This window comes from Pseudomonas sp. GGS8, assembly GCF_024168645.1.
Classification (GTDB): Bacteria; Pseudomonadota; Gammaproteobacteria; order Pseudomonadales; family Pseudomonadaceae; genus Aquipseudomonas.
This window is the reverse complement of record NZ_JALJWF010000001.1, coordinates 4183088-4208712: the sequence shown is the minus strand read 5'-3', so window position 1 is coordinate 4208712 and position 25625 is coordinate 4183088. Positions and strand designations below refer to the sequence as shown.

General features: G+C 61.5%; 24 protein-coding genes. 18 read left to right on the top strand and 6 right to left on the bottom strand.

Annotated elements, in window-relative coordinates:
• Window positions 1-6 precede the first annotated feature (6 nt).
• Genes J3D54_RS18990 through J3D54_RS18980 form a run of 3 tightly spaced genes read left to right on the top strand, consistent with a single transcriptional unit; the run spans window position 7 to window position 4398 of the window.
• Window positions 7-1614 (top strand): carboxyl transferase domain-containing protein, encoded by a 1608-nt coding sequence (locus J3D54_RS18990; protein ID WP_007940934.1) that lies wholly within the window; start codon window positions 7-9, stop codon window positions 1612-1614.
• A gap of 13 nt (window positions 1615-1627) precedes the next feature.
• Window positions 1628-2443 carry a gamma-carboxygeranoyl-CoA hydratase gene (locus tag J3D54_RS18985; protein WP_253421404.1) on the top strand — a complete coding sequence of 272 codons (816 nt, stop codon included), beginning with the start codon at window positions 1628-1630 and terminating at the stop codon, window positions 2441-2443.
• A complete protein-coding gene (locus J3D54_RS18980) occupies window positions 2443-4398 on the top strand; it encodes an acetyl/propionyl/methylcrotonyl-CoA carboxylase subunit alpha (protein ID WP_253421401.1) in 1956 nt (651 codons plus the stop codon). Before J3D54_RS18985 ends, J3D54_RS18980 begins: the two co-directional genes overlap by 1 nt.
• A 39-nt stretch (window positions 4399-4437) precedes the next feature.
• On the opposite strand, the gene J3D54_RS18975 is transcribed toward J3D54_RS18980, so the two are convergent.
• Window positions 4438-5103: a LexA family transcriptional regulator gene (locus tag J3D54_RS18975; RefSeq protein WP_253421398.1), complete on the bottom strand. Its 666-nt coding sequence runs from the start codon at window positions 5101-5103 to the stop codon at window positions 4438-4440.
• Between the two features lie 129 nt (window positions 5104-5232).
• Between J3D54_RS18975 and J3D54_RS18970 the strand changes: the two genes are divergently transcribed.
• Together J3D54_RS18970 and J3D54_RS18965 are read left to right on the top strand one after the other, a co-directional pair.
• Window positions 5233-5574 (top strand): DUF3077 domain-containing protein, encoded by a 342-nt coding sequence (locus J3D54_RS18970; RefSeq protein ID WP_253421395.1) that lies wholly within the window; start codon window positions 5233-5235, stop codon window positions 5572-5574.
• Window positions 5575-6057: 483 nt separating this feature from the next.
• A complete protein-coding gene (locus tag J3D54_RS18965) occupies window positions 6058-7209 on the top strand; it encodes a M14-type cytosolic carboxypeptidase (RefSeq protein WP_253421392.1) in 1152 nt (383 codons plus the stop codon).
• Window positions 7210-7272: 63 nt separating this feature from the next.
• Here the strand turns inward: J3D54_RS18965 and J3D54_RS18960 are convergent, their stop codons facing one another.
• Complete coding sequence (locus J3D54_RS18960; RefSeq protein ID WP_253421389.1) at window positions 7273-7719, bottom strand: helix-turn-helix domain-containing protein; 447 nt, start codon at window positions 7717-7719, stop codon at window positions 7273-7275.
• A gap of 96 nt (window positions 7720-7815) precedes the next feature.
• Here J3D54_RS18960 and J3D54_RS18955 point away from each other — a divergent pair, with 96 nt between their 5' ends.
• The gene (locus J3D54_RS18955; protein ID WP_253421386.1) at window positions 7816-9042 is read left to right on the top strand and encodes an MFS transporter; all 1227 of its coding nucleotides are present in this window, start codon (window positions 7816-7818) and stop codon (window positions 9040-9042) included.
• A 99-nt stretch (window positions 9043-9141) separates the two neighbouring features.
• On the opposite strand, the gene J3D54_RS18950 is transcribed toward J3D54_RS18955, so the two are convergent.
• Window positions 9142-9687 (bottom strand): cytochrome b, encoded by a 546-nt coding sequence (locus J3D54_RS18950; RefSeq protein ID WP_253421383.1) that lies wholly within the window; start codon window positions 9685-9687, stop codon window positions 9142-9144.
• Window positions 9684-10778, bottom strand: coding sequence for a catalase family peroxidase (locus J3D54_RS18945; RefSeq protein ID WP_253421380.1), 1095 nt, complete (start codon window positions 10776-10778; stop codon window positions 9684-9686). The genes J3D54_RS18950 and J3D54_RS18945 overlap by 4 nt, the downstream gene beginning before the upstream one ends.
• A 164-nt stretch (window positions 10779-10942) precedes the next feature.
• Between J3D54_RS18945 and J3D54_RS18940 the strand changes: the two genes are divergently transcribed.
• Window positions 10943-11449 (top strand): sigma-70 family RNA polymerase sigma factor, encoded by a 507-nt coding sequence (locus J3D54_RS18940; protein WP_253421377.1) that lies wholly within the window; start codon window positions 10943-10945, stop codon window positions 11447-11449.
• Window positions 11446-12198 carry an anti-sigma factor gene (locus J3D54_RS18935; protein ID WP_253421375.1) on the top strand — a complete coding sequence of 251 codons (753 nt, stop codon included), beginning with the start codon at window positions 11446-11448 and terminating at the stop codon, window positions 12196-12198. The genes J3D54_RS18940 and J3D54_RS18935 overlap by 4 nt, the downstream gene beginning before the upstream one ends.
• A gap of 131 nt (window positions 12199-12329) precedes the next feature.
• Here the strand turns inward: J3D54_RS18935 and J3D54_RS18930 are convergent, their stop codons facing one another.
• On the bottom strand, window positions 12330-13166 hold the full coding sequence (locus tag J3D54_RS18930) for an IclR family transcriptional regulator (RefSeq protein WP_253421371.1): 837 nt from the start codon (window positions 13164-13166) through the stop codon (window positions 12330-12332).
• A 243-nt stretch (window positions 13167-13409) separates the two neighbouring features.
• Here J3D54_RS18930 and J3D54_RS18925 point away from each other — a divergent pair, with 243 nt between their 5' ends.
• The 9 genes from J3D54_RS18925 to J3D54_RS18885 all read left to right on the top strand — a co-directional run bounded on the left by J3D54_RS18925 (window position 13410) and on the right by J3D54_RS18885 (window position 22882).
• Window positions 13410-14435 (top strand): ABC transporter ATP-binding protein, encoded by a 1026-nt coding sequence (locus tag J3D54_RS18925; protein ID WP_253421366.1) that lies wholly within the window; start codon window positions 13410-13412, stop codon window positions 14433-14435.
• Window positions 14432-15301, top strand: coding sequence for an ABC transporter permease (locus J3D54_RS18920; protein ID WP_253421363.1), 870 nt, complete (start codon window positions 14432-14434; stop codon window positions 15299-15301). Before J3D54_RS18925 ends, J3D54_RS18920 begins: the two co-directional genes overlap by 4 nt.
• Before the next feature lie 6 nt (window positions 15302-15307).
• A complete protein-coding gene (locus J3D54_RS18915; protein ID WP_253421360.1) occupies window positions 15308-16102 on the top strand; it encodes an ABC transporter permease in 795 nt (264 codons plus the stop codon).
• Between the two features lie 7 nt (window positions 16103-16109).
• Window positions 16110-16400 (top strand): (2Fe-2S)-binding protein, encoded by a 291-nt coding sequence (locus J3D54_RS18910; RefSeq protein ID WP_253421357.1) that lies wholly within the window; start codon window positions 16110-16112, stop codon window positions 16398-16400.
• A 133-nt stretch (window positions 16401-16533) separates the two neighbouring features.
• On the top strand, window positions 16534-17889 hold the full coding sequence (locus tag J3D54_RS18905) for an NAD(P)/FAD-dependent oxidoreductase (protein WP_253421355.1): 1356 nt from the start codon (window positions 16534-16536) through the stop codon (window positions 17887-17889).
• Window positions 17886-19001, top strand: a complete 1116-nt coding sequence (locus tag J3D54_RS18900; RefSeq protein ID WP_253421352.1) for an FAD-binding oxidoreductase — start codon at window positions 17886-17888, stop codon at window positions 18999-19001. Before J3D54_RS18905 ends, J3D54_RS18900 begins: the two co-directional genes overlap by 4 nt.
• An 18-nt stretch (window positions 19002-19019) precedes the next feature.
• Complete coding sequence (locus J3D54_RS18895; protein WP_253421349.1) at window positions 19020-20066, top strand: ABC transporter substrate-binding protein; 1047 nt, start codon at window positions 19020-19022, stop codon at window positions 20064-20066.
• 264 nt (window positions 20067-20330) lie between these two features.
• Window positions 20331-21458 (top strand): cell division protein ZapE, encoded by a 1128-nt coding sequence (zapE, locus tag J3D54_RS18890; RefSeq protein ID WP_253421346.1) that lies wholly within the window; start codon window positions 20331-20333, stop codon window positions 21456-21458.
• A gap of 119 nt (window positions 21459-21577) precedes the next feature.
• Entirely contained in the window at window positions 21578-22882 is a 1305-nt protein-coding gene (locus tag J3D54_RS18885) for a leucine-rich repeat-containing protein kinase family protein (RefSeq protein WP_253421343.1), read from the top strand.
• A gap of 169 nt (window positions 22883-23051) precedes the next feature.
• Here J3D54_RS18885 and J3D54_RS18880 read toward each other — a convergent pair whose 3' ends face one another.
• Window positions 23052-23756 (bottom strand): YebC/PmpR family DNA-binding transcriptional regulator, encoded by a 705-nt coding sequence (locus J3D54_RS18880; protein ID WP_007940960.1) that lies wholly within the window; start codon window positions 23754-23756, stop codon window positions 23052-23054.
• 231 nt (window positions 23757-23987) lie between these two features.
• Between J3D54_RS18880 and J3D54_RS18875 the strand changes: the two genes are divergently transcribed.
• Complete coding sequence (locus tag J3D54_RS18875) at window positions 23988-25418, top strand: type VI secretion system Vgr family protein (protein ID WP_253421340.1); 1431 nt, start codon at window positions 23988-23990, stop codon at window positions 25416-25418.
• Window positions 25419-25625 lie beyond the last annotated feature (207 nt).

The window sequence follows — 25625 nt, the reverse complement described above, 5'->3', positions numbered from 1 at the left end:
CTGTCCATGGCTATCCTGCATACCCAGCTCAACCCCCGTTCGGCAGAGTTCGCCGCCAACAGCGCGGCGATGCTCAAACAGGTCGACGCCCTGCACACCCTGCTCGCGCAAGTGCAGCAAGGTGGTGGCCCGAAGGCGCAAGAACGTCACACTTCGCGGGGCAAATTGCTGCCCCGTGAGCGGATCAATCGCCTGCTCGATCCGGGTTCGCCGTTTCTCGAAATCAGCCAACTGGCGGCCTATGCGGTCTATGGCGAAGACGTTCCCGCCGCTGGTGTGATTGCCGGGATCGGCCGGGTGGAAGGCGTCGAATGCATGATCGTCGCCAACGATGCCACCGTGAAAGGCGGCTCGTATTACCCGCTGACCGTGAAAAAACACCTGCGTGCGCAAACCATCGCCCAGCAGAATCGCCTGCCCTGCATCTATCTGGTGGACTCCGGCGGCGCCAACTTGCCGCGTCAGGACGAAGTGTTCCCAGACCGCGAACACTTCGGGCGGATTTTCTTCAACCAGGCCAACATGAGCGCCATGGGCATTCCGCAGATTGCGGTGGTCATGGGCTCGTGCACCGCCGGTGGCGCTTACGTGCCAGCGATGGCCGATGAAGCGATCATGGTCCGTCAGCAGGCAACGATTTTCCTCGCCGGCCCGCCACTGGTGAAAGCCGCGACCGGTGAAGTGGTCAGCGCCGAAGACCTTGGAGGGGCCGATGTGCACTGCAAGATTTCCGGGGTCGCCGACCACTACGCCGAAAGCGATGAACATGCCCTGGCATTGGCCCGACGCAGTATCGCCAACCTCAACTGGCGCAAGCTCGGCGAACTGCAACAACGCACACCGATCGCGCCGCTGTACAGCAGCGACGAGTTGTACGGCGTGGTCTCGGCCGACGCCAAGCAACCGTTCGACGTGCGTGAAGTGATTGCGCGACTGGTGGACGGCTCAGTGTTCGATGAGTTCAAGGCACTGTTCGGGACGACATTGGTGTGCGGCTTTGCCCACTTGCATGGCTACCCGATCGCGATCCTCGCCAACAACGGCATCCTCTTCGCCGAGGCCGCGCAGAAAGGCGCGCACTTCATCGAACTGGCCTGCCAGCGCGGCATTCCATTGCTGTTCCTGCAAAACATCACCGGTTTCATGGTCGGCCAGAAATACGAGGCCGGCGGCATCGCCAAGCACGGCGCGAAATTGGTGACTGCGGTGGCCTGCGCCAAGGTGCCGAAATTCACCGTGATCATCGGCGGCAGTTTCGGTGCCGGTAACTACGGCATGTGCGGGCGGGCTTATGATCCACGCTTCCTGTGGATGTGGCCGAACGCGCGGATCGGCGTGATGGGCGCCGAACAGGCGGCGGGCGTGCTGGTGCAGGTCAAGCGTGAGCAAACCGAGCGCAGCGGGCATCGTTTCAGCGCCGAGCAGGAGGCTGAGATCAAGCAACCGATCCTCGATCAGTACGAAGAACAGGGTCACCCCTACTACTCCAGCGCCCGGCTGTGGGATGACGGTGTCATCGACCCGGCGCAGACCCGCGACGTGTTGGCCCTGGCCTTATCGGCGTCGCTGAACGCACCTATCGAACCGAGCCGCTTCGGCGTGTTCCGGATGTGATCTGGAGAAAACCATGAGCGACTTCAACACCCTCGAGCTGCAGACTGACACCCGTGGTTTCGCCACCCTGTGGCTCAGCCGAGAAGAAAAGAACAACGCCTTCAACGCCGAAATGATCCGCGAACTGATCCTCGCACTGGACAAAGTCTCGAGCGATGCCAGCCTGCGTTTTCTGCTGATCCGTGGACGCGGCAAGCATTTCAGCGCCGGTGCCGATCTGGCCTGGATGCAGCAATCGGCCGAACTCGATTACCACACCAACCTCGATGACGCCCGGGAACTGGCGGAGTTGATGTACAACCTCGCCAAATTGAAAGTCCCGACGCTGGCCGTGGTGCAGGGCGCGGCGTTCGGCGGCGCGCTGGGTCTGATCAGTTGCTGCGACATGGCGATTGGCGCCGACGACGCGCAGTTCTGCCTGTCGGAAGTGCGCATTGGTCTGGCACCGGCAGTGATCAGCCCGTTCGTGGTGCAAGCCATTGGCGAGCGTGCGGCGCGGCGTTATGCCTTGACCGCCGAGCGTTTCGGCGGGCAACGGGCGCGGGAAATCGGCCTGTTGTCGGAAAGCTATCCGACGGCTGAGCTGGAGCAGAAAGTCGATCAGTGGATCGACAATCTACTGCTCAACAGCCCGGCAGCCATGCGCGCCAGTAAGGATCTGCTGCGCGAAGTCGGTAACGGCGCGCTGACTCCGGCGCTGCGGCGCTACACCGAGAACGCCATCGCCCGAATCCGCGTCAGCCCCGAAGGCCAGGAAGGCCTGCGCGCCTTCCTGCAAAAACGTTCGCCCACCTGGCAAGCCGAAACCATCCTCAAGGAGCCGCGTTGATGAGCGCCCCCGTCCTCACCACCCTGCTGGTGGCCAACCGTGGCGAAATCGCTTGCCGGGTGATGCGCACCGCCAAAGCCCTCGGCCTGACCACTGTGGCCGTGCACAGCGCCACCGACCGTGACGCCCGGCATAGCCGCGAAGCGGATATCCGCGTCGACCTGGGCGGCAGTAAAGCCGCCGACAGCTATCTGCAAATCGACAAACTGATCGCCGCTGCGAAAGCCAGCGGCGCTCAGGCGATTCATCCCGGTTATGGTTTTCTCTCGGAAAACGCCGGGTTCGCTCGTGCAATCGAAGCGGCCGGCCTGATTTTCCTCGGCCCGCCCGCCTCGGCCATTGATGCCATGGGCAGCAAGTCCGCGGCCAAAACCTTGATGGAAACCGCCGGTGTGCCGCTGGTGCCCGGCTATCACGGCGAAGCCCAAGACCTCGATACCTTCCGCGATGCCTGCGAACGCATTGGTTATCCGGTGTTGCTCAAGGCCACGGCGGGCGGCGGCGGTAAAGGCATGAAAGTGGTCGAGGACGTCAGCCAACTGGCCGAAGCCCTGGCCTCGGCGCAACGGGAGGCGCAATCCTCTTTCGGCGACTCGCGGATGTTGGTGGAAAAGTACCTGCTCAAGCCCCGCCATGTGGAAATCCAGGTGTTCGCCGACCAGCATGGCAACTGTCTGTACCTCAATGAACGTGATTGCTCGATTCAGCGTCGACACCAGAAAGTCGTCGAAGAGGCGCCTGCTCCAGGCCTGAGCCCGGAATTGCGTCGGGCCATGGGCGAAGCCGCCGTGCGTTCGGCTCAAGCGATCGGCTATGTCGGCGCCGGTACCGTGGAGTTTTTGCTGGATGCGCGCGGCGAGTTTTTCTTCATGGAGATGAACACGCGCCTGCAAGTCGAACACCCGGTGACCGAAGCCATTACCGGCCTCGATCTGGTCGCGTGGCAGATTCGCGTGGCCCGCGGTGAAGCGCTGCCAATGACTCAAGACCAGGTGCCGCTGATCGGCCATGCGATTGAAGTGCGGTTGTATGCCGAAGACCCGGGCAACGACTTTCTACCGGCCACCGGGCGTCTGGCGTTGTACCGCGAATCCGCCGAAGGGCCGGGGCGTCGCGTGGACAGCGGCGTCGAAGAAGGCGACGAGATTTCGCCGTTCTACGACCCCATGCTCGGCAAATTGATTGCCTGGGGTGAAGACCGTGAACAGGCGCGGTTGCGGTTGCTGAGCATGCTCGATGAGTTTGCTATTGGCGGGCTGAAGACCAACATCAACTTCCTGCACCGGATCATCGGCCACCCAGCGTTTGCCGCCGCCGAACTGGATACCGGGTTCATTCCGCGTTATCAGGATCAACTGCTGCCAGCACCTTCGCCGCTCAGTGATGAGTTCTGGCAAGCGGCGGCCCAGGCGTTTGCGCAAAGTCAGCCGTCTGTTTTGCGTGACGATGACCCGAGTTCGCCTTGGGCCTTCAACAACGGTTTCCGTGCCGGGTTGCCGACGGAAATCACCCTGCATTTGAGTTGCGAAGGGCAAGACCGGGCGCTGACCCTGGGCGATGTCGACGCGCATACCGCACGGCTTCAAGGTGAATACCTGCTGACCGAACACAACGGCTTGCGCCGCCAGCACCGGGCCATCCGCCGTGGCGATGCGCTGTATTTGCAATGGGACGGCGAGCTGCGCCGCATCGAGTCGTACGACCCGATCGGCGCCGTCGAAGCCAGTCACAGCCATCAGGGCGGGCTCACCGCGCCCATGAACGGCAGCATCGTGCGGGTGCTGGTGGAGGCCGGGCAAACAGTCGACGCCGGGGCGCAACTGGTGGTGCTGGAAGCGATGAAAATGGAGCACAGCATTCGCGCCCCCCACGCCGGCGTGATCAAGGCACTGTATTGCCAGGAAGGCGAGATGGTCAGCGAAGGCAGTGCGTTGGTGGAGTTGGAACAAGCGTGAAATGAAGATCGGTCCTACGCGTTGTGAGGACCGATCTGATTAGAATCTGGCAGTTGCCTGAACCACCACGCCGATGATTCGGCATTCCTCGGTGTAAAGAGCTTTCGGATAAGTCGGATTGAGCGGGACCAGATAACGCTGCCCGCCCTCTTCGATCAGTTTGCGAAAGACCGCTTCGGCGCTACCGGGCCATTGGGCGATCACCAGTTTGCCAGGCTCCGGCACGATAGCCGGGTCGACCAGAATCAGCATGCCCTCGGCAATGCTCACACCCGAAGGTGCCGTCATCGCATCGCCGACCACCACCAGCCAGAATGCCGCGCCCTGCGCATGGTAATCGGACAGTTCGAAGCGCGGTTTGCTGACAGCCGATGACGCGCCGTAGGTCGATAGTTCTCCGTCGCACACCTCCCCGGTTTCCCGCCAGTCACTGACCGGATAGCGAAAGTACGGGTTGTACTTTTGCATCAGAGAAACCTCCTCATCCTCTGAGGGCAGCGGCTCCCTGATGACCATCGCCACTTCCAGATAGTCCATGCCGAGCGCCCGCAAGACACGATTCATCTCTCCGATGCCGGGCTGACGACGTTTATTGAGCCAGTGGCCGACGCCCCCCTGGGACATCCCGATGCGCTCGGCGAGTATTTCTTGAGTGACTTTGAGTTCACTCATTTTGGCCTTGACCAATTCAATCCATTTATCCATGTGCGGCACGATACGTGGGGTACTCCGACCATCAAAACACAAATTGTAGTATTAAAATTAAAGACACAAATACAGTACGTACTAAGCTGGGCTCACGGATTTGAATCTTTCACGGAGCTCGCCATCGACATGACCATCCCCAGCAATACCTTGCCCGATATGCAAATCGACACCAGCCTCACCTCGCCAAAAGGCTCTGCCGCGGCGCAGCGGGCACTGGACTATTACTTGAAACCAGCTGTGTCAGAAGAGGCCAGCGAAGAACGTTTCTTTGCTGTGAACCGTAGCATCAGCAGCGAAGAAGCGCTGGTTCATGCTTCGGATCTGCTGCGGTGTGCCACCGCCACCGCGCATGAGTCAGCCAACCAGCTGCAGGGCGCAAGCCGGGATCTGGCGTATTCGACCGTGCACATGATCGACATGGCCAAGGCGATGGTCGACCGCGCCCTGGAGGGCAATCAGAGCAATTGAGGCGAGAGCGCACTGGAGGAGGACAGGAAAAATTTCCAAGCGAGCAGGTAAAAACAATTGACTCGTAAATGATAATGATTATTATTGCATCAACTGATCGAGAGGTCAGTTGATAGAACAAGAGACCTTAGGTCGGACTCCTGGACTATCTCCTCATCAGGCTAATCACGGTTTTTGACCCGGCTTTTTGCCGGGTCTTTTTTTTGCCAGTCAGCCTGGCTTCGGCTTCAGTCTAATGAAGTCTATGGGTGTTACAAATTCGATTGGCGCCGGCGATATCAATAGAATATTTGTGAGGAAGAGAAGCCCGGCGGCATTGGGCCAAACTAACGAAAATAGCACTTGAGAATCAATCAGGCAGTCTCTAAGCTGCATCGGCGTCAAGGAGGACGCCCCCCTTTTTCACCCCCGTAATTTCCCCCCGGCTTCTCCTCCCCTTGCGTGTAAAGTAGCAGCCATAAAAATCATATTCAGGAATTGATTATGGCCGGGGCTAAATCTTCTTTCGACATCAGCGCAAACTTCGACAGCGGCAACATTGACGTGCTGGACATCAGCAATCCTCTGCAAGCGTTGCTGGCCATAAGGCCAGACACCCGCAGCCAGCATTTCCAGTGGTTCCACTTCAAGGCCAGCGGCCTGCACGTGGGCCAGGAGCATTGGTTTCGCCTGAATAACGCCAGCAAATCCTCATACAACAAGGCCTGGGATGGTTATCAGGCGCTGGCCTCCTACGACCACGTCAACTGGTTCCGGGTACCGACCATCTTCGAAGGCGACTGTCTGCGTTTCAGCCTTGAAGCCACTGCCACCCATGCCTGGTTCGCCTATTTCGAACCCTACAGCCGTGGCCGTCACGACTGGCTGATCGAACAGGCACTGACCAAGGCTGGCACCGAACTGCTGGCCACCGGCAAGAGCGTTGAAGGTCGCGACATCCAGTTATTGCGCAAAGGGACCGGCGCCGAAGGTCAGCGCAAGGTCTGGATCATCGCCCAGCAACACCCTGGCGAACACATGGCCGAATGGTTCATGGAAGGCGTGATCGAACGCCTGGAAAAACACGACGATCCGCTACTGAAAAAGCTCCTGGCCAGCGCCGACCTGTACCTGGTGCCCAACATGAACCCGGACGGCGCCTTCCACGGTCATTTGCGCACCAACGCCATGGGCCAGGACCTTAACCGTGCCTGGCAGAGCGCCAGCCAGGAAATCAGCCCGGAAGTGCTGTTCGTTCAGCAACAGATGGAAAAGTATGGCGTCGACCTGTTCCTCGACATCCATGGCGATGAAGAAATCCCCTACGTGTTCACCGCCGGCTGTGAGGGCAACCCCGGCTATACACCGCGGATCGAAAAACTCGAAGAGCACTTCCGCAGCCATCTGAAGCACCTGACCAAAGACTTCCAGACCAAACACGGCTATACCCGCGACGAGCCCGGTAAAGCCAACATGACCCTGGCCTGTAACAGTGTCGGTCAGAAGTTCGACTGCCTGTCCCTGACCCTGGAAATGCCCTTCAAGGACAACGATGACGCGCCGAATGCGCTGACTGGCTGGTCTGGCAAGCGTTCGAAGCAGTTGGGCAAGGATGTGCTGACGACCATTGCGGATATGGTCGATACCTTGCGCTGACTGCCCTTGGATCAAAAGATCGCAGCCTTTGCGGCTCCTGCAAGGCTGCGATTTTTTGATGTTTTACCAAGCCGGGATCCGCACACAATCCTGGGGCCCCAACAACCGCCCATCCTCGGCGCGCAATTCCAGCGGCCGCACCGGTCGACCGTTCTCACGATCGACAACCTGCGAATGCGCCTCCCCTGCCTCATAGAAAAACGCCTCGCCCCACTGCCGCAACCCAATGATCAATGGGAACAGCCCCTTGCCCTTCTCCGTCAGCACGTACTCCTGATACGCACTGCCATCGGAGGCCGGCACCAGATCGAAAATCCCGTGGGCCACCAATGTGCGCAGGCGCGCCGAGAGAATGTTCTTGGCCATGCCCAGATTGCGCTGGAACTCACCAAATCGCCGCAGACCATCGAACGCATCGCGCACGATCAATAGCGACCACCAATCCCCTATCGCGTCCAGTGAACGGGCGACCGGGCACTCGGCGCCTTCCATGCTTGTACGTTTAACCATGACCGCGTCCGCCGACAACCAATGTGGTTGCAATATAAAACCAGATTCTCTACCGTACAACTGGTTTTATTTTGAAACCACACAAGGAAGCCTGTGATGAAACCTGATCACCCGTTAAGCGGCGCCGTGGTGTTGCTATTTGCCGTGGCCTGCGGCTTGGCCGTCGGCAATGTGTATTACGCACAACCGCTGCTCGATGCCATGGCCGAGGCCTTCGCCATGAACCCGGCAACCATCGGCATCGTCGTCACCCTCACCCAGATCGGCTATGGCGTGGGCCTGTTGTTGCTGGTCCCTCTGGGGGATCTGCTCAACCGTCGCCGATTGATCGTCCTGCAAACCCTGCTGTCGGCACTGGCCTTGTTGATGATCGCGTTAGCACCGAACAGCTCTTGGTTGCTGCTCGGCATGGCGCTGACCGGGTTGCTGGCGGTGGTGACGCAAGTCCTGGTGGCCTACGCCGCGACCCTGGCCATCCCGGCGCAACGTGGACGTGTGGTGGGGGTGATCACCAGCGGCATCGTCGTCGGCATTCTGTTGGCACGAACGGTGGCCGGCGGCATGGCCGACCTGGCTGGTTGGCGTTCGATTTATCTGCTGTCCGCCGGGTTGACCCTGGTGATGGCGTTGCTGTTGTTTCGTGTGCTGCCCAGGCACGAAGACGCGCGACCGGATAGCGCTTACGGCGCGTTGATCGGCTCAGTCTTCACGTTGTTCAAGGAAGAACCGGTGTTGCGTCAACGGGCCATCCTTGCCCTGCTGACGTTCGCCAGCGCCATGGTGCTGTGGACCCCTCTGGTATTACCGCTGAGTGCCCCACCGCTTTCACTGTCCCACACCGAAATCGGACTGTTCGGGCTGGCCGGGGCCGCCGGCGCACTGGCCGCTGCTCGCGCCGGGCATCTGGCCGATCGTGGCCTGGGTCAATGGACCAGCGGACTGTCGTTGTTGCTGATGCTCGCCTCATGGCTGCCCATCGCCCTCACTCAATCGTCGCTGTGGGCGTTGTTACTGGGGGTCATTACGCTGGACTTGGGGCTGCAAGCCGTTCATGTCACCAGTCAGAGCATGATCTACAGCGTGCGCCCCGAAGCGCAAAGCCGACTCACCGCCGGCTACATGTTGTTCTATTCGATCGGCAGCGCCTTGGGCTCGATCGGTTCGACGGCGATGTATGCCTGGGGCGGCTGGATCGCGGTGTGCTGGATGGGTGCAGGCATCAACGCCGTGGCGTTGATCTATTGGTGGCTGACGTTGGCCCCAGCCCCGAGCGCATCCTGTGGCGAGGGGGCTTGCCCCCGTCCGGCTGCGCAGCAGCCGTAAACTGATTAAATGCTATCTGCCTGACCAACCGCATTTGGGGCTGCGTTGCAGCCCAACGGGGGCAAGCCCCCTCGCCACAGTCATCGGCAGTCCCCCAACTCACCCACGGTCCCCGCCCCGCAACATGCTGTCCAGCACCTCATCGCGGCGCACCCAACCGTGAAACAGCGCCGCCGCCAGGTGCAGCAGCACGGTGAGGAACAGTAGATACGCCAGATACCTATGTGCCTTGCGCAGCAACGCAAACACTTGCGCATTGGCCGGCAGGATCGACGGCAACTGCAACGAACTGCTGAGCATCACCGGATCGCCCGCCGCCGAAATCATCGCCCAGCCCAGCAGCGGCAAAATCAGCATCAAGGCGTACAACAAGACATGCGAGGCCTTGGCCGCCAGCACCTGCCAACCCGGCAGGTCCGCCGGCAGAGGTGGTTGCCGGGTCGAAAAACGCACGGCCAGACGCACGACCACCAGCAGCAGAATCGCGATGCCCAAGGGTTTGTGCAAATGGATCAGCCACTCGTGGCGCTCAGACACCGAGGCCACCATGCCCGCTCCAATAAACAGCATGGCGATGACCATCAGCGCCATCAACCAGTGCAGCAGTCGCGCCAGGGGAACGAAATGACTCGGTTGAGCGCTCATTGTTGAGCCTCCTGTTTGGCGTTGGGCAACTGTTTCACTTCGCTGGTGCGACGCAGGTAAGAACTGGCATAGCCCGCTGAACGAGCGGCGAGCAGCGGGTCGTCGGAGCCTTCGATACCGCTGGGCAATACCAGTGGGTCGTAGTTGATGTCACGGCACTCGCCATTGAGTTGTGGCTGGGTGCTTTCGAGCACCAGAGTACCGGCGTTCAGCACTTTTCGGTCGTCGGGCCAAGTCTTGCTCGCGTCGTTGACCGGGTCCCCGGGGTTCGCCAGGGTGATGTTCAATTGCCAACGCAGCGGTCCGGCGGACAAACGCTGAACCAGATCCTGCTCCAGAAAGTCAGCGCCCTGCGGTGCCGTCGCGCCCGCCGCGTCCTGAGCAACCGGCGCCATGCTCCAGCGCACCGCCTGCCGTTGCCCGGCCGCGTTCACCAGGTAAAACGCATTGACGCTGTTATACGTCTCGGTCGCATAACTGGCAGAAGGTTTGGCAGTCTTGATCCACGCCAGAAACGGCGCGGCTTCGGGGTGAGAACCGAAGAACGCCGGCACCGCCGCAGGATTCGGTTTGCCGGTGGCCGGGTCCGGCGACTGCGCTTGTTGCAACTGATAGAACGCCTCCGGCGTGCCCACCGGGAACACCGGCATGCTGTTCATCCCGGTACGCCACTGCTGCCCGTTGGCCTGGGTAAAACGCAAGGCCAGGCTGCGGATCGGCACGCTGTTGTCCGGCGCGTAAGGGTTGCCGGCAGGCAGTGCGAAACGCCCGACCACCGGGGTCCGCGCTTCGCTGAACACTTGGGCACTGGAATACTCGCGCGCCTGGCCGCTGCTTTCGAAATGCCCGATCACGCACACCCCTTTGGCGTGGTTACGACGAAACCCCGGGTGCACGCCGTTATTTGTTTCCAGCACATTGATCAACGCTTTCGGCGTCAGACGCTGTGGGTCAAGGGTGCCGTTAACGTAGGCAAAAGCCCCGGCCAGCGCGGCGACCACCACGGCAATGCCGGTCAGGCGCAACGTCAGGCTCGCGGCACTCAGCGGTGGCCGGCCAGGCCCCGTTGGCGGTAATGAGCGATCTACCATGAATGACTCCAGGGCCATCGGCCACAAGTGAGAAGAATCAGGCAGACGAACCCCACCCGGGTTTATTCCATCGCCCGATATTTATTTTTTCAGCCGTGGAATAACCTCAAGTGCCGTGCGTCTTCCTGGACACTCACCACAGCGTAGTGACTAGTCAACATTTCATGAACGATATCGACGAACAACTCAGGGACATCATTCCCAGGCTGCGGCGCTTCGCCGTATCGCTGACGCGTAATTCCAGCAGCGCCGACGATCTGGTGCAGGCCTGCCTTGAACGAGCGCTGTCGAATTGGGGTGGCAAACGTCCCGAGGGCGACTTGCGGGCCTGGCTGTTTTCGATTCTTTATCGGCAGTTTCTCGACGCCCACCGCCGCTCCCGGCGGTATGCGCGGATGCTCGAATTCTTTACCGGGCGCGACGATGTGCAGCCTTCGGTAGAACGCACAGTGATCGCCCAGTCGACCCTGCAAGCCTTCGATCAACTCAACACCGAACAGCGCGCGCTGCTGCTCTGGGTATCGGTGGAAGGCTTGAGTTACAAGGAGGTCGCCGAGATTCTCGACGTCCCCATCGGCACCGTAATGTCACGCCTGTCCCGCGCGCGCCAGGCCTTGCGCCAGCTCAGCGACGGCGAAATCACCCGCCCTTCGCTGCGGAGACTCAAATGATCAGCCTGCCTCCCAACGAGCGTGACCTGCACGCCTACGTCGATCACCAACTCAGCGATGCCGACCGACATCAAGTGGAAACTTATCTGGCCGGCAATGCCGAAGTGGCCGCGCAAGTACGCGCCTGGCAGCAAGACGCCCAACAATTGCGCGCAGCCCTGAGCGGCGCCTTGCAGCAACCGGCCAACCCGGAACTCGACCCGGCAATGATTCGCCAGCGCCTCAAACGAAAGTCCCGTCGTCATCTGGCCAGTGCCGCGGTGCTGCTGATGACGGTCAGCGTTGGCGGATTGGGCGGTTGGCAGGCACGGGAAATGACCCTGGCCAGCGCCCCACTGCCGATGACCGATGCGATGCAGGCCTACCGGCTGATTGCCCAGCAGGGCATTCTGCCGGCGGATTACAAAGTCAGCGATGACGGCGATATGCAGGGCTGGCTCGACCGCTATTTCAGCCAGGCCCATCGTTTGCCGAACTTGGCGGGAGCGGGCTACAAACCGGTCAGCGGCCGTTTGCTCAGTACCGAGCAAGGGCCGGCGGCGATGGTGATTTACGAAGATCAGGGCGGCCACAAAGTCAGCTTCTACATCCGTCCACCCGGGCCGAAAAACTTCCTCCTGCCCCGGGGGAGCCGCAGTGATGGCGAGTTGCAGGCCGAGTATTGGTCGGGGGCCGGGTACAACTACGCGATGGTCAGCCCAAGTGACACGCCGGCGGCGCAGATGCTCAAGCAGACCGCGCAGTTTTAATCACCACAACCCCTGTGGGAGCGGGCTTGCCCGCGATTGCGGTTGCACATCCAACATTAATGGTGGCTGATCCAATGCTATCGCGGGCAAGCCCGCTCCCACAGGGATCAGCGATTATTTGGAGATTGTGGTCAACCCTGCCCGAACACCTGCGAAGGCCGGCGCAGCAGCGGATCGAACGGGTTGATCCGCGGCCCGATCAGCGCGGCTTCACGCTTGAGCATTTCGACCACCGTCGGCAAACGATCCGGCCCCAGACGATCACTGATTGTGGCCACACTCAGCGCCGCCACCGCCCGGCCTTCGCGGTCGAGGATCGGCACGGCCACGCCGGCCATGCCTTGCAACACGCCGGTGTTGCGCCCGGCGTACCCGAGCGCGCGCACATTCTCGACTTCCGAGCGCAGGAACACCTCGTCATACAGATGGAAATCCTTGAGCCGCGGCAAGTTGTAGTGAATCACCGTGTCACGCTCCTCTTGCGGCAGAAAAGCCAGAATCGCCAAACTGCCCTGCCCCACGCCGAGCGCCACCCGCCCGCCGATGTCACCGGTAAATGTGCGGATCGGAAACGGCCCTTCACTACGGTCCAGACAGATCGCATCAAAGCCACTGCGCGCCAGTAAAAACAGCGAATCGCCCAACGATGCCGATAACCGCAGCAATGCCGGCCGCGCCAGTTCGCGCAGGTTGTTGGTATTGCCGGCGCGGGCCGCCAAGGCAAAAAACTCCAGGCTCAGGCGATAGCGTTTGCTACGCGCGTCCTGCTCGACCATGCCCTCGTCCATCAGGCTGCGCAGCAAGCGATGGGTGGTCGGTTGCGACAAACCGATGCGTTGCGCCAGTTGCGTCACCCGCTCCCCACCCTCGATGGTGTCACCCAGGCTGCGCAGCACCGCAAACAGTCTTGAGACCGCACCGACACCCACTTCATTTTTGTTTTCATTCCGATCAGTGGAATCTGACATGTGATTTCCCATCAATAAATTTACTCACTGAATAAAACTGAAAATAGTCATCTATCCAGTGAAATAGGTTATTGAGCCCATCCTATTCTTCGTCCTACTCTGCGTCCATACAGGGGCGATTCGAACAACAACGGCAGCCGACACACGTCGAGCGCCAACACCCCCCGCAACATCCTTTCGTATCTGCCCATATAAAAAAGCGCGCCGTTGGCGACGCATAACAATCTCAGGTGGAGCGCAGTCATGGCTTTTGTGCAGCTTGAAAACCTCGGCAAACGATATGGCGAGATCGACGCAGTCGTCGCCACCAACCTGTCGGTGGAAAAAGGCGAGTTCGTCTCACTGCTCGGCCCCTCCGGCTGCGGCAAAACCACCACCCTGCAAATGATCGCCGGCTTCGTCGAAGTCAGCAGCGGACGCATTGTGCTGGACGGTCGCGACATCACCCACGCCAAACCCGCCAGCCGTGGTCTGGGCGTGGTGTTCCAGAGTTACGCGCTGTTCCCGCACATGACCGTGCAAGACAACGTCGCCTTCGGCCTGCGCATGCGCAAAGTGCCCAACGGTGAGTTGCAGCAACGGGTGGACCGGGTGCTGAAACTGGTTCGCCTGCACCAGCACGCCGAGCGTTACCCGCGAGAGCTTTCCGGCGGCCAGCGCCAGCGTGTTGCACTGGCCCGGGCGTTGGTGATCGAGCCGCCGGTGTTGCTGCTCGACGAACCGCTGTCCAACCTCGACGCCAACTTGCGCGAAGAGATGCAGTTCGAAATCCGCCGCATCCAGCGCGAAGTCGGGATCACCACGCTGATGGTCACCCACGACCAATCCGAAGCGCTGTCGATCAGTGATCGAGTGGTGGTGATGCAGGCCGGGCGCATCACCCAGATCGACGCGCCCTACACCCTCTACGAGCACCCGCGCACCGAGTTCATTTCCGGGTTCGTCGGCAAAGCCAATCTGCTGCCCGGTGAGCGAGACGGCGCCGGTGTGGTTCAGGTGTGCAACGCCGGCAACGGCGAACTGACGTTAAGCCTGCGCCCGGAAAAAATCGATCTGCGGGAACAAGGCCATGGCCGTCTGCAAGGCAAAATCGCCAGCCGCTTCTTCCTCGGCAGCCAATGGTTGTACGGCGTATCGACGACCCTGGGCGAACTCTGCGTGGTGCGTCGCAACGACGGCTCGGCGCCATTGGCCGAAGGCACGGCGGTCGGGCTCGACTGGGACGCAGCGCTGCTGCGGGTATTGAGTGTCGACGAGGTGTCGGCATGAATACGCTCGCCGCCATCCGCCAGGGACACCAAGGGTATGTGTTGTCGGCACCGGCCCTGGCGTTGTACGTCGGCCTGTTGGCGATCCCGCTGCTGCTGACGCTGGTGCTGTCGTTGAACGTCTTCGACTACAGCTCGGGGATCAACAGCGACGCCTACACCTTCGACCACTACAGCAGCCTGCTGGGCGATTCGTACTTCTACGAAATCTTTTTACGCACGATGTGGATCAGCGCCCTGACCACCCTGCTCTGCGTGCTGATCGGCGTGCCCGAGGCCTACATCCTCAGCCGCATGGGCGCACCGTGGCGTTCGATTTTCCTGATTCTGATCCTCACGCCGCTGCTGATTTCGGTTGTGGTGCGGGCGTTCGGCTGGAGCCTGTTACTGGGCGCCGACGGGCTGGTCAACCAGACTTTGCAAGCGTTCGGCGGCTCGCCAATGAAGCTGCTCTACACACCGTTCGCAGTGGTGATCGCGCTGGTTCACGTGATGCTGCCGTTCATGATCATTCCGGTCTGGACCTCGCTGCAAAAACTCGACCCGGCCGCCGAGCAGGCTGCGCTGTCGCTGGGCGCCAGCCATTTCACGGTGATACGCAAAGTGGTGTTGCCGCAGGTCATGCCCGGCGTGCTCTCCGGCACCTTGATCGTGTTCGGCCTCGCCGCCAGTTCCTTCGCCATTCCCGGACTGCTGGGCGGGCGCCGGCTGAAGATGGTCGCCACGCTGATCTACGACCAGTACCTGTCGGAGCTCAACTGGCCGATGGGCGCGGCCATCGCCGTCGCGCTGCTGTTGCTCAACCTGCTGATCATGCTGTCGTGGAACCGGATGATCGAAGGCCGCTACAAGAAGTCATTGGGATAATTCGTCATGTCCAGAAACGGTCCTTTCGCCCTGCTGTTCCATGCCCTGGTGGTGCTGTTCATGCTCGCGCCGCTGGTGGTGGTGTGCCTTGTCGCCTTCACCCCGGAAAACACCCTGAGCCTGCCGACCACGGAGTTTTCCCTGCGCTGGTTCCGCGCCGTGTTCGAACGCGCAGATTTTGTCGATGCGTTCTACAACAGCCTGATTCTGGCGTTCAGCGCAGCCAGCCTGGCGACGCTGATTGCGGTGCCGGCGGCGCTGGCGATCACCCGTTTCGAGTTCCCCGGACGGGACTTTTTCAATGCCCTGTTCCTGTCGCCGATCATCATTCCGCACCTGGTGCTGGGGGTGGCGTTGCTGCGCTTGTTTGCGCTGATGGGTGTCAACGGCAGCTTCGCCTGGCTGATCTTCGCGCATGTGCTGGTGATCACGCCGTACGTGCTGCGACTGGTGTTGGCTTCGGCCATTGGCCTGGACCGCAGCGCCGAACATGCCGCGCAATCCCTGGGCGCCGGGCGCTTCACACTGTTCCGGCAAATCACCTTGCCAATGATTTTGCCGGGGGTCGCCGGTGGCTGGCTGCTGGCGTTCATCAACAGTTTCGATGAGGTCACGTTGTCGATTTTCGTCACTTCACCGGCCACGCAAACCTTGCCGGTGCGCATGTACGTGTACGCCACCGAATCCATCGATCCGATGATGGCGGCGGTGTCGGCCCTGGTCATCGCGCTGACTGCGCTGACGATGATTCTGCTCGATCAGGTCTATGGCCTGGATCGGGTTCTGGTGGGTAAACAATGAGGACGCCATGGCGCTGCTGAAACGACTGGCCGAAGGCGACCGCCCGGCCCTGGATTTTACCCTCGACGGCGTGCCCGCCAGTGGCTTGCTCGGCGACACCCTGCTGACCGCCGTGCTGACCAACAGTGAACACCTGCGCGGCAGCGACTTCAGCGCCGAACCCCGCGCCGGTTTCTGCCTGATGGGCGCCTGCCAGGACTGCTGGGTACGCCTGGGCGATGGCCGCCGGGTGCGAGCCTGTTCAACACTGCTTGAAGCCGGACAGCACATCAGCCGCGAGCCGGGGCGATCGGTATGAACACCCACTTTCCCTGCAGAAACCCAATCCTCTGTGGGAGCGGGCTTGCCCGCGATAGCGGACTGTCAGCCACCACCGACGTTGGATGTGCCGCCGTCATCGCGGGCAAGCCCGCTCCCACAGGAGTTCGGGTATGAATTCGGTGGTGATCATCGGCGCCGGCCCTGCCGGGATTCGTGCGGCACAGACGCTGGTGGCGCATGGCGTGCGCCCGGTTCTGCTGGACGAAGCCGCACGCGCTGGCGGGCAGATTTATCGGCGGCAACCGATGAATTTCAAGCGCTCGCCCGTCAAGTTGTATGGCTTCGAAGCCCCCAAGGCCAACGCGCTGCATCAAACCGTCGACGCACTGCGCGAACAACTCGATTACCGCCCCGACACGCTGGTGTGGAACGCCGAAGCCAATGCGCTCGACACCTTGCACGAGGGGCACGCTGCCCGCGTGGCATTCTCCCGAGTGATTGTCGCCACGGGTGCCACCGACCGGATTCTGCCGGTGCCGGGCTGGACGTTGCCGGGGGTGTACAGCCTCGGCGCGGCGCAGATCGCCTTGAAGTTTCAGGGCTGTGCCATTGGTGAACGTGTGGTGTTCGCCGGCAGCGGGCCGTTGCTGTACTTGGTGGCCTATCAATACGCCAAGACCGGTGCCAATGTGGTCGCGGTACTCGACAGCTCGCCGTTCAGTGCTCAGGCACGCGCCCTGCCCGGCCTGTTGTCGCAACCGGCTACCCTCGCCAAAGGCCTCTATTACCGCGCCTGGCTGACCGCCCACGGCATCCCGGTGCATCAGGGCGCCAGCCTGTCACGCATCGATGGCCAACAGCGCGTGCAATCGCTGAACTGGTGCAACGCAAAAGGCCAACATCGACTCGACTGCGACGCCGTGGCCTTCGCCCATGGCCTGCGCAGCGAAACCCAACTCGCCGACCTGCTGGGCTGCGAATTCAGCTGGAATCCGCTCAACCGCGCCTGGCTGCCACAGCGCGACAGTGCCGGGCGCAGCAGTGTCGCCGAGGTCTACCTGGCCGGTGACGGCGCCGGCATCATGGGCGCCGACGCGGCGGAAATGGCCGGCGAACGGGCAGCCCTCGCCTTGCTCGAAGACAGCGGTTACCTGATCCCGCCGCAACGTGCCACCCAGCTGGAACAATCGCTGAAAGATATCGGCAGATTCCGCCAGGGCCTGGAGCGTGCCTTTGCCTTCCCCGAAAACTGGGCCGCCAATGCTGCGGATGACCTGATGATCTGCCGCTGCGAAGAAGTACGCGCCGGCGACATCCGCCAGGTGGTGCGCGAAGGTCACTGGGAGATCAACCGGGTCAAGGCCCATTGCCGGGTCGGCATGGGTCGCTGTCAGGGCCGCATGTGCGGGGCCGCCGCGGCGGAAATCATTGCCTGCGAAAGCCAGCGCTCGGTGTCCGACATCGGCCGTTTGCGAGCTCAGGCGCCGATCAAACCCTTGCCGTTCGGTCTGGAGGTCGAGCCATGATCGAAGTCGAGGCAGTCATCATTGGCGGTGGCATTGTCGGGGCTTCCACCGCCCTGTTTCTGAGCAAGGCCGGCCGACGCGTGGCGCTGCTGGAACGGGATTTTTGCGGTTCGCATTCCAGTGGCGTGAACTATGGCGGCGTGCGTCGCCAGGGTCGGCCATTGTCGCAATTGCCGTTGTCGCAACGGGCTCATGAGATCTGGGGACAACTGCCGCAGTTGATCGGCATCGACGGCGAGTACCGGCGCAGCGGTCATCTGAAACTGGCCCGCAGCCTCAACGATCTACGAGCGTTGCAGGATTACGCTGCGAGCAGCCAGGGCTTCGGCCTCGATTTGCAACTGTTCGACCGCAGTGAATTGCGCGCACGTTTTCCGTGGGTCGGAGACGTCGCGGTCGGTGCTTCGCTGTGCCCGGACGATGGCCACGCCAACCCGCGCCTGGTGTCTCCGGCGTTTGCCCAAGCAGCACGTCGGCATGGCGCGCAGGTGCATGAGCAATGCGCGGTGACGGCGGTGGAGCACGATGGTCAGCGCTTTCGCGTCAGCACTCAAACCGGCCTCGAACTGCACGCGCCCTGGCTGCTCAACTGCGCCGGCGCCTGGGCCGGCAGCCTTGCCGCGCAATTCGGCGAAGCGGTGCCGATGCATGCCGGGCACCCGGCGATGCTGGTCACCGAGCCCTTGCCGCTGGTGATGAATGCCAGCACCGGTGTCGAAGGCGGCGGCATCTATGCCCGTCAAGTCGCGCGGGGCAATTGTGTGTTGGGGGGCGGCCAGGGCTTTGCCCTTGATGGTGCCCGCGCCCGTCCCGGCCAGAGCGCGGTGATCGAGATCCTGCGCCAGGCCGTCGAGCTCTACCCGTTTCTTCAAGGCGCCCAGGCGATTCGCACCTGGAGCGGCACCGAAGGTTATTTGCCCGATCGTCAACCGGTGATCGGCCACAGCAGCACGCAACCCGGTCTGTTGCACGCGTTCGGCTTTGCCGGCGCGGGCTTTCAGATCGGGCCTGCGGTGGGCCAGGCGCTCACCGAGATCATCTGTAGCGGTGCGTCAAAGACGCCGCTGGATGCGTTTTCCATCACCCGGTTTCACTCCATCTCCGTAGCTTGATAGAGGAAGGTCGCGCCAATGAATAACCTCAAACGCACTGCACTGCTCGGTTTGTCCTGCATGAGCGCCCTGCTCACGGTCACCCAGGCCCAGGCCGAACCGACGCTTTACCTGGGCATGAACGGCGGGACCATGGAGCGGCTCTACGCCGACAAGGTGCTACCGGCTTTCGAGAAAGCCAATAACGTCAAAGTGGTGATCGTGCCGGGAACTTCCGCCGATATTCTGGCCAAGGTCCAGGCCAGCAAAGGCAACCCGCAATTGCACGTGATGTTCCTCGACGACGGCATCATGTACCGCGCCATTGCCATGGGCTTGTGCGACAAACTCGAAGACAACCCGACCCTGGCACAGATTCCGGCCAAGGGCCGCATCAAGGATCAAGCGGTGGCGGTCAGCCTCGGCGTTACCGGATTGGCGTACAACACGCGGCTGTTCAAGGAAAAAGGCTGGAATGCGCCGACCTCCTGGATGGACATGGCCGACCCGCGTTTCAAGGACAAACTGGTGTTCCAGTCGATGGCCTCCTCGACCTTCGGCCTGCACGGATTCCTGATGTTCAACCGGATTCAGGGCGGCAGCGAAACCAACGTCGAACCGGGGTTCAAGGCCTGGCCCAACACCGTGGGGCGCAACGTGCTGGAGTACATTCCGAGCTCGGCGAAAATCTCCGAAATGCTCCAGACCGACGAAGCGGCGCTGTTCCCGTTGACCCCGACCCAAGTCACCGCGCTGAAACTCAAGGGCATGCCGGTGGAGTATGCGCAGCCGAAGGAAGGCCCGGTGGTGCTCAACGTGGCCGAATGCGCCATCGCCAACAACACCCAACCGGAACTGGCGCAGAAACTCGCGGCCTTCTTGCTGACGCCCGAAGCACAGGCCGCCGCGCTTGAAGATGGCGATCAGATTCCGTCGAACCCGAATACGCCAACCACCGACAAGACCCACGGTCAGGTGGAGGCAATGAAACACTATCTGGAAACGGCGATTGCCATCGATTGGGATCAGGTCAACGAACAGCGCCCGGCGTGGAATGACCGGTGGAATCGCAGTATCGAGCGCTAACCTCGAAGATCAAAAACCCATGTGATGAGCGACGAAAACCCTGTGGGAGCGTGGCTTGCCCGCGAAGAATGCACCGCGGTTTTCAGGTATTACGCGTTATCGTTCTTCGCGGGCAAGCCACGCTCCCACAAGTTCTGCGCCTTGGCTAAGCCCTCTCGCCACAAAAGCTTCGTCGGCAGCAGTAGAGGGAAAATTACCCATTTGGTTACACTACACCGCCGCGGCTCAGGGGGAGCCGGCCTGAAGACTACGGGGGACATTACAGTGGCCGTTCGACCACCCAACCGTGCGCGACTCACACCACGCTGGCCCACGCTGCGCCGTTTTTTCGGCAAGGTATTTGCGGCACCGACCAGTGGCAGCGCGCAAGGTCAAGTGATCCACGACTACTTCCGCCACAGGGCCCATGTTCAGGGCTACACCCTAAGCCACAGCCAACTACGCGTGATCGACTGCATGGCGCAGCATGCGTCGGCGCTGCCGGGGTCATCGGCGCCACTCCCTGGGCTTTACCTCCATGGTGCGGTCGGGCGCGGCAAGAGCTGGTTGCTCGACGGTTTTTTCCAGGCCATCCCCGTCGCGGAAAAACAGCGCCTGCACTTCCATGAATTTTTTGCGCAATTGCACCAGGGCATGTTCAGCCATCGCGATCAGCCCGACCCGCTGGCGACTACCCTCGACGAACGGCTGAAAAACTGCCGCGTACTGTGTTTCGATGAATTCCACGTGCATGACATCGGTGACGCGATGCTCATCACGCGTCTGTTCAAGGCGCTGTTCCGCCGGGGGATCCTGTTACTGGTGACCTCCAATTATCCGCCAGAAGGTTTACTGCCCAACCCGCTCTACCATGCACGGTTCAAACCGGTGATCGACCTGATCAACACGCGCATGCAGGTGATGGAAGTCGGCGGCCCCCACGATTACCGCAGCCAGGCACGAACCCACGCGCAGCAGCTGTTCACCCAGGGCCAGTACGTCTGGCCGGCCACGGTGGCCCAGCGTCAGGCGCTGCACCTGCTCAAACACGACGCACCGGCCATTCGACTGCCCGTCGGGACACGGCACCTTCAAGCCCGATACTGCGAAGGGCGAACCATCGGTTTCACCTTCGCCGACCTGTGCGAACACCCCACCGCCGTCATGGACTACCTGGAACTGTGCCGGCGTTTCGACCGCTGGATCATCGACAAACTGCCCAGCCTCGCCGACTGTTCAATCGCCGCCCAGCAGCGTTTCATCAATCTGATCGACGTCTTGTACGACCAGGACAAGCACCTGATTCTGCTCGGCCATCAGTCATTGCGCGAAAGTCTGGGTGGCGATGCCATCGACCTGGCGCGTACGCGCAGTCGGTTGGGGCAGCTGGTGGAGGTCAGGGATCCGGCTTGAGCAAAGGGTTTGTGGTGCTGCTCGCGATAGCGGCCTGACAGCCACCACACTTTTCCCGCTATCATGTCGCCCATTTCCAGGCCCCCACGCCCTCCTTCAGATCAATAGCGAACCTGCCCATGCATACCCTTGCACAACTGCGCGCCGGCCAACTGTCGGGCATCACCCGCCTGGACCTGGTCTGCGGCCTGACCGAATTCCCCCGGGAAATCTTCGACCTGGCGGACTCGCTGGAAGTGCTCAACCTCAGCGGCAACGCCTTACGCAGCCTGCCGGACGATCTGCACCGCCTGACCCGTTTGCGCGTGCTGTTCTGCTCGGACAATCAGTTCACCGAACTGCCCGCCTGCCTCGGCCAGTGCGCAGCGCTGACGATGATCGGTTTCAAGGCCAACGCCATCGAACACGTGCCGGCCGCCGCCCTGCCGCCGCTGTTGCGCTGGCTGATCCTGACCGACAACCGCATCACGGATCTGCCGACCGAACTGGGCGAGCGCCCGCACCTGCAAAAACTCATGCTCGCCGGCAACCGGTTACAGCATTTGCCCGAGAGCCTGAGCCACTGCCATCGACTTGAGCTGATCCGCATCGCCGCCAATCAGCTCACCGAGCTTCCCGAGTGGCTGTTGACCCTGCCGGGCCTGACCTGGCTGGCGTATGCCGGTAACCCACTGGAAACCGAAGCCGATGCGGCGGCACTTGAAGCCACCGCGAGCATTCCCTGGTCCGAGCTGAGCCTGGAGAAGAAACTGGGCGAAGGTGCGTCGGGGGTCATTCATCAGGCATTGTGGGCGCAGACAAAACAGGTCGCGGTAAAACTCTACAAAGGCGAAATGACCAGCGATGGCTCGCCGTTGCACGAAATGAACGCCTGCATCACCGCCGGCATCCACCCTAACCTGATCCGGGTCGAAGGGCGGATTGTCGGGCACCCACAGGCGCAAGCCGGGCTGGTGATGCAGCTGATCGACCCGAGCTACCGCAACCTGGCCAGCCTGCCGAGCCTGGCGTCCTGCTCCCGCGACGTCTACGCCGACGACACCCGATTCAGCGCCGACGTGGCAATGCGCATCGCCAGTGGCATCGCCTCGGTGGCCGAACACCTGCACCGCCAAGGCATCACCCACGGCGACCTCTATGGCCACAACATTCTGTGGAACGAGCATGGCGATTGTCTGTTGGGGGATTTTGGCGCGGCATCTTTCCATGCCACCTCGGATAACCTTGAAAGCCGCGCGCTGCAACGGATCGAGGTGCGGGCGTTCGGGATTTTGCTGGGCGAATTGCTGGAGCGGATCGACTCGGGGTTGAGCGCTGAAGATCGTGCGCGGCTAGGGACGTTGCAGCAGCGCTGCTGTCAGCCGGATGTGCTGGCGCGGCCGGGGTTCAGTGAGGTGGTGCGGGAGTTGGCCGCGTTCAACTAGCGGCAAATATAGAACCTGTGGCGAGGGGGCTTGTCGGAACGCCGCATCGCCCCGCTCGGTTGCGCAGCAGCCGTAGCTTTTGGGGTCGCTTCGCAACCCAACGGGGGCAAGCCCCCTCGCCACAAGCAAGCTCCCTCGCCACAAGTCAAATCACAAACTGCAGAACCGCTTAACCCGCCAACCCGACAAACATGTCCTGCACGTCATCGTGGTTATCGAGGCCTTCAAGGAACGCTTCGACTTCTGCCATCTGCTCGTCGCTCAAGCCGCTCACCGGGTTCTTCGGTTGGTAACCCAACTTGGCCGACAACACAGTGAAGCCCTGCTCCGGCAGCGCTTTCTGTACCGCGTCCAGGTCCGCAGGGTCGGTCAGGAACAGCGTCGCGCCGTCTTCGCCCGGCTCGAAATCCTGGGCGCCGGCTTCGATCGCGGCCATTTCCGGATCGGCGTCAGGGCTGTCCGGGGACGCCTCGATCATGCCGACGTGGTTGAAGTCCCAGGCCACCGAACCGGAAGCGCCCAACTGGCCCTTGCGGAATGCGACGCGGATTTCAGCGACGGTGCGGTTGATGTTGTCAGTCACGCATTCAACGATCAGCGGCACCTGATGCGGTGCAAACCCTTCATACGTCACGCGATGGTATTGCACGGTTTCGCCGAGCTGGCCGGAGCCTTTCTTGATCGCGCGTTCCAGGGTTTCGCGAGGCATCGAGGCTTTTTTCGCCTGTTCGACCACCAGACGCAGGTGTGCGTTGGTGGCGGTATCGGCACCGTTGCGCGCAGCAATGGTGATTTCCTTCACCAGTTTGCCGAAGATCTTGCCCTTGGCGTTGGCTGCCGCTTCTTTGTGTTTAACCTTCCACTGTGCGCCCATTACTCACTCTCTTGATCTGTGGCGCCGAGACATCTATTGGCCGACGCGTAGCGCAAGTTTATACGGCCTAAAGATGCCAATCGACCAAAAATTCCAACATCTTCAGCCCACGACGGGTCGACATCTTCGCCAGTGTTTGTAGGGCGATTCTGAAAAGTCGATTTGCGGTGACGCTTAAGGGCTGTGGTTTCGTACCCTCTGCGCCCGTTCTCCAAGGCAGAAGCGCGTTCGATGCACAACGACAAGGAAAGTCCCTACACCTTGACACTCCTCGACAGCGGTCTGAGTTTGCAGGTGTTGCAGTTCAATGGCCGCGAAGGCCTCAACCAGCCCTATCGATTCGACATCGAGGTGATCGGCCTCGCACCGGCGATGAACCTGGACCGGCTGCTGCAACAACCGGCGTTCCTGCAGCTGTCGGCTGATCAGGGCATTCACGGCGTGATCCACAGCGTCAGCCGCGAACATCGTGGCCCGTATCGGGTCGGCTACTCGCTGGTGCTGGCGCCCCATCTTCAACGACTTCATCTGCACAGCTCGCGTCGGGTATTTCATCGTCTCAGCGTGCCGGCGATCGTGCGTCAGTTGCTGGAGGAGCATCAGCTGCCCGAGCACAGCTATCGCTTTGACCTGGCCAGCGGGCACTACCCACTGCGGCCCTTTTGCATTCAGTACGATGAGAGCGATCTGGCCTTCATGCAGCGGCTGTGTGAAGAAGAAGGCATCCACTTCCACTTCGAACATCAGCACGACGGGCACGTGCTGGTCCTGGCCGATGACAGCCTGAGTTTCCCGCAGGAACCGCTGCTGATGCCGTTCCATGCCGACGCATTCAACGACCCGCTGTTACCGGTGATCAGCGAACTGTTCCAGCGCCATGACCCGGCCCCCGCCCCGGCACAATGGGATGCCAGAAACCGCGGTGCGCACGTGATTGGCGACGGCGCGGCCAACCACCCGCTCACCAGAACAGGCCCGATTACGGCAAGGCCCGCGCCCGAACAGCTTCATCGCGAGCAGCTCGGCCGCCGCTTGCTGGAACGCCTGCGTTGCCAGCATCGGCAGATCCACGGCCAAAGCACCCAGAGTGAGCTACGCAGTGGACGAATCGTACAAGTGGCGCAGCACCCGCTCTCGAGTTTCAACGATCAGTGGTTACTCACCGACATCCAGCACCAGGGGCAACAGCCGTCAATTCTCGTCGACAACAAGCCCGGCAATGGCATTGCCCGGCGCTACAGCAATCAGTTCAGCGCCATTCCCTGGTCGACGGTGTTCAGGCCGGCGCTCAAACAGGCCAGGCCGAGCATCCCGGGCTATCAGACCGCCCGGGTACTGGGCCCCGTCGGGCAGCCGGCGGCGCTCGATGAGCAAGGCCGAATACAGGTCTGCTTGTGGCCGAAACCGGCGTTTGAGGCGGATGAGTCCGTTGGGCTCTGGCTACCGGTCGCCCTCGCAGCACCGGACGGCCGGATCGATCCGTCGAGGCTGCCCATGGCCGGCACCGAAGTGTTGGTCAGTTTTCTCGACAGCGACCCGGACCGGCCGGTGTTGTGTGCTGGCATGGGCCACCTCCAGCCTTCCCGACCCGCTCCCGAGCCACGCCGCGATACCCGTCTGCTGCTCGATTGGCTGATCAACCGCTCGGACCTCATGCCGTGACTTTACCGGGCCCCATCGCGGGCAAGCCCGCTCCCACAGGGATTTATGCTGTCCACATATCTTGCGTACGACGCAAAACCTGTGGGAGCGAGGCTTGCCCGCGATAGCGGTCTGACATTCACCATTGATGTCGACTGACAAGGCCTCATCGCGGGCAAGCCCGCTCCCACAAAAAGCCATTCAACGATTGCCAATTTTTACAGGATT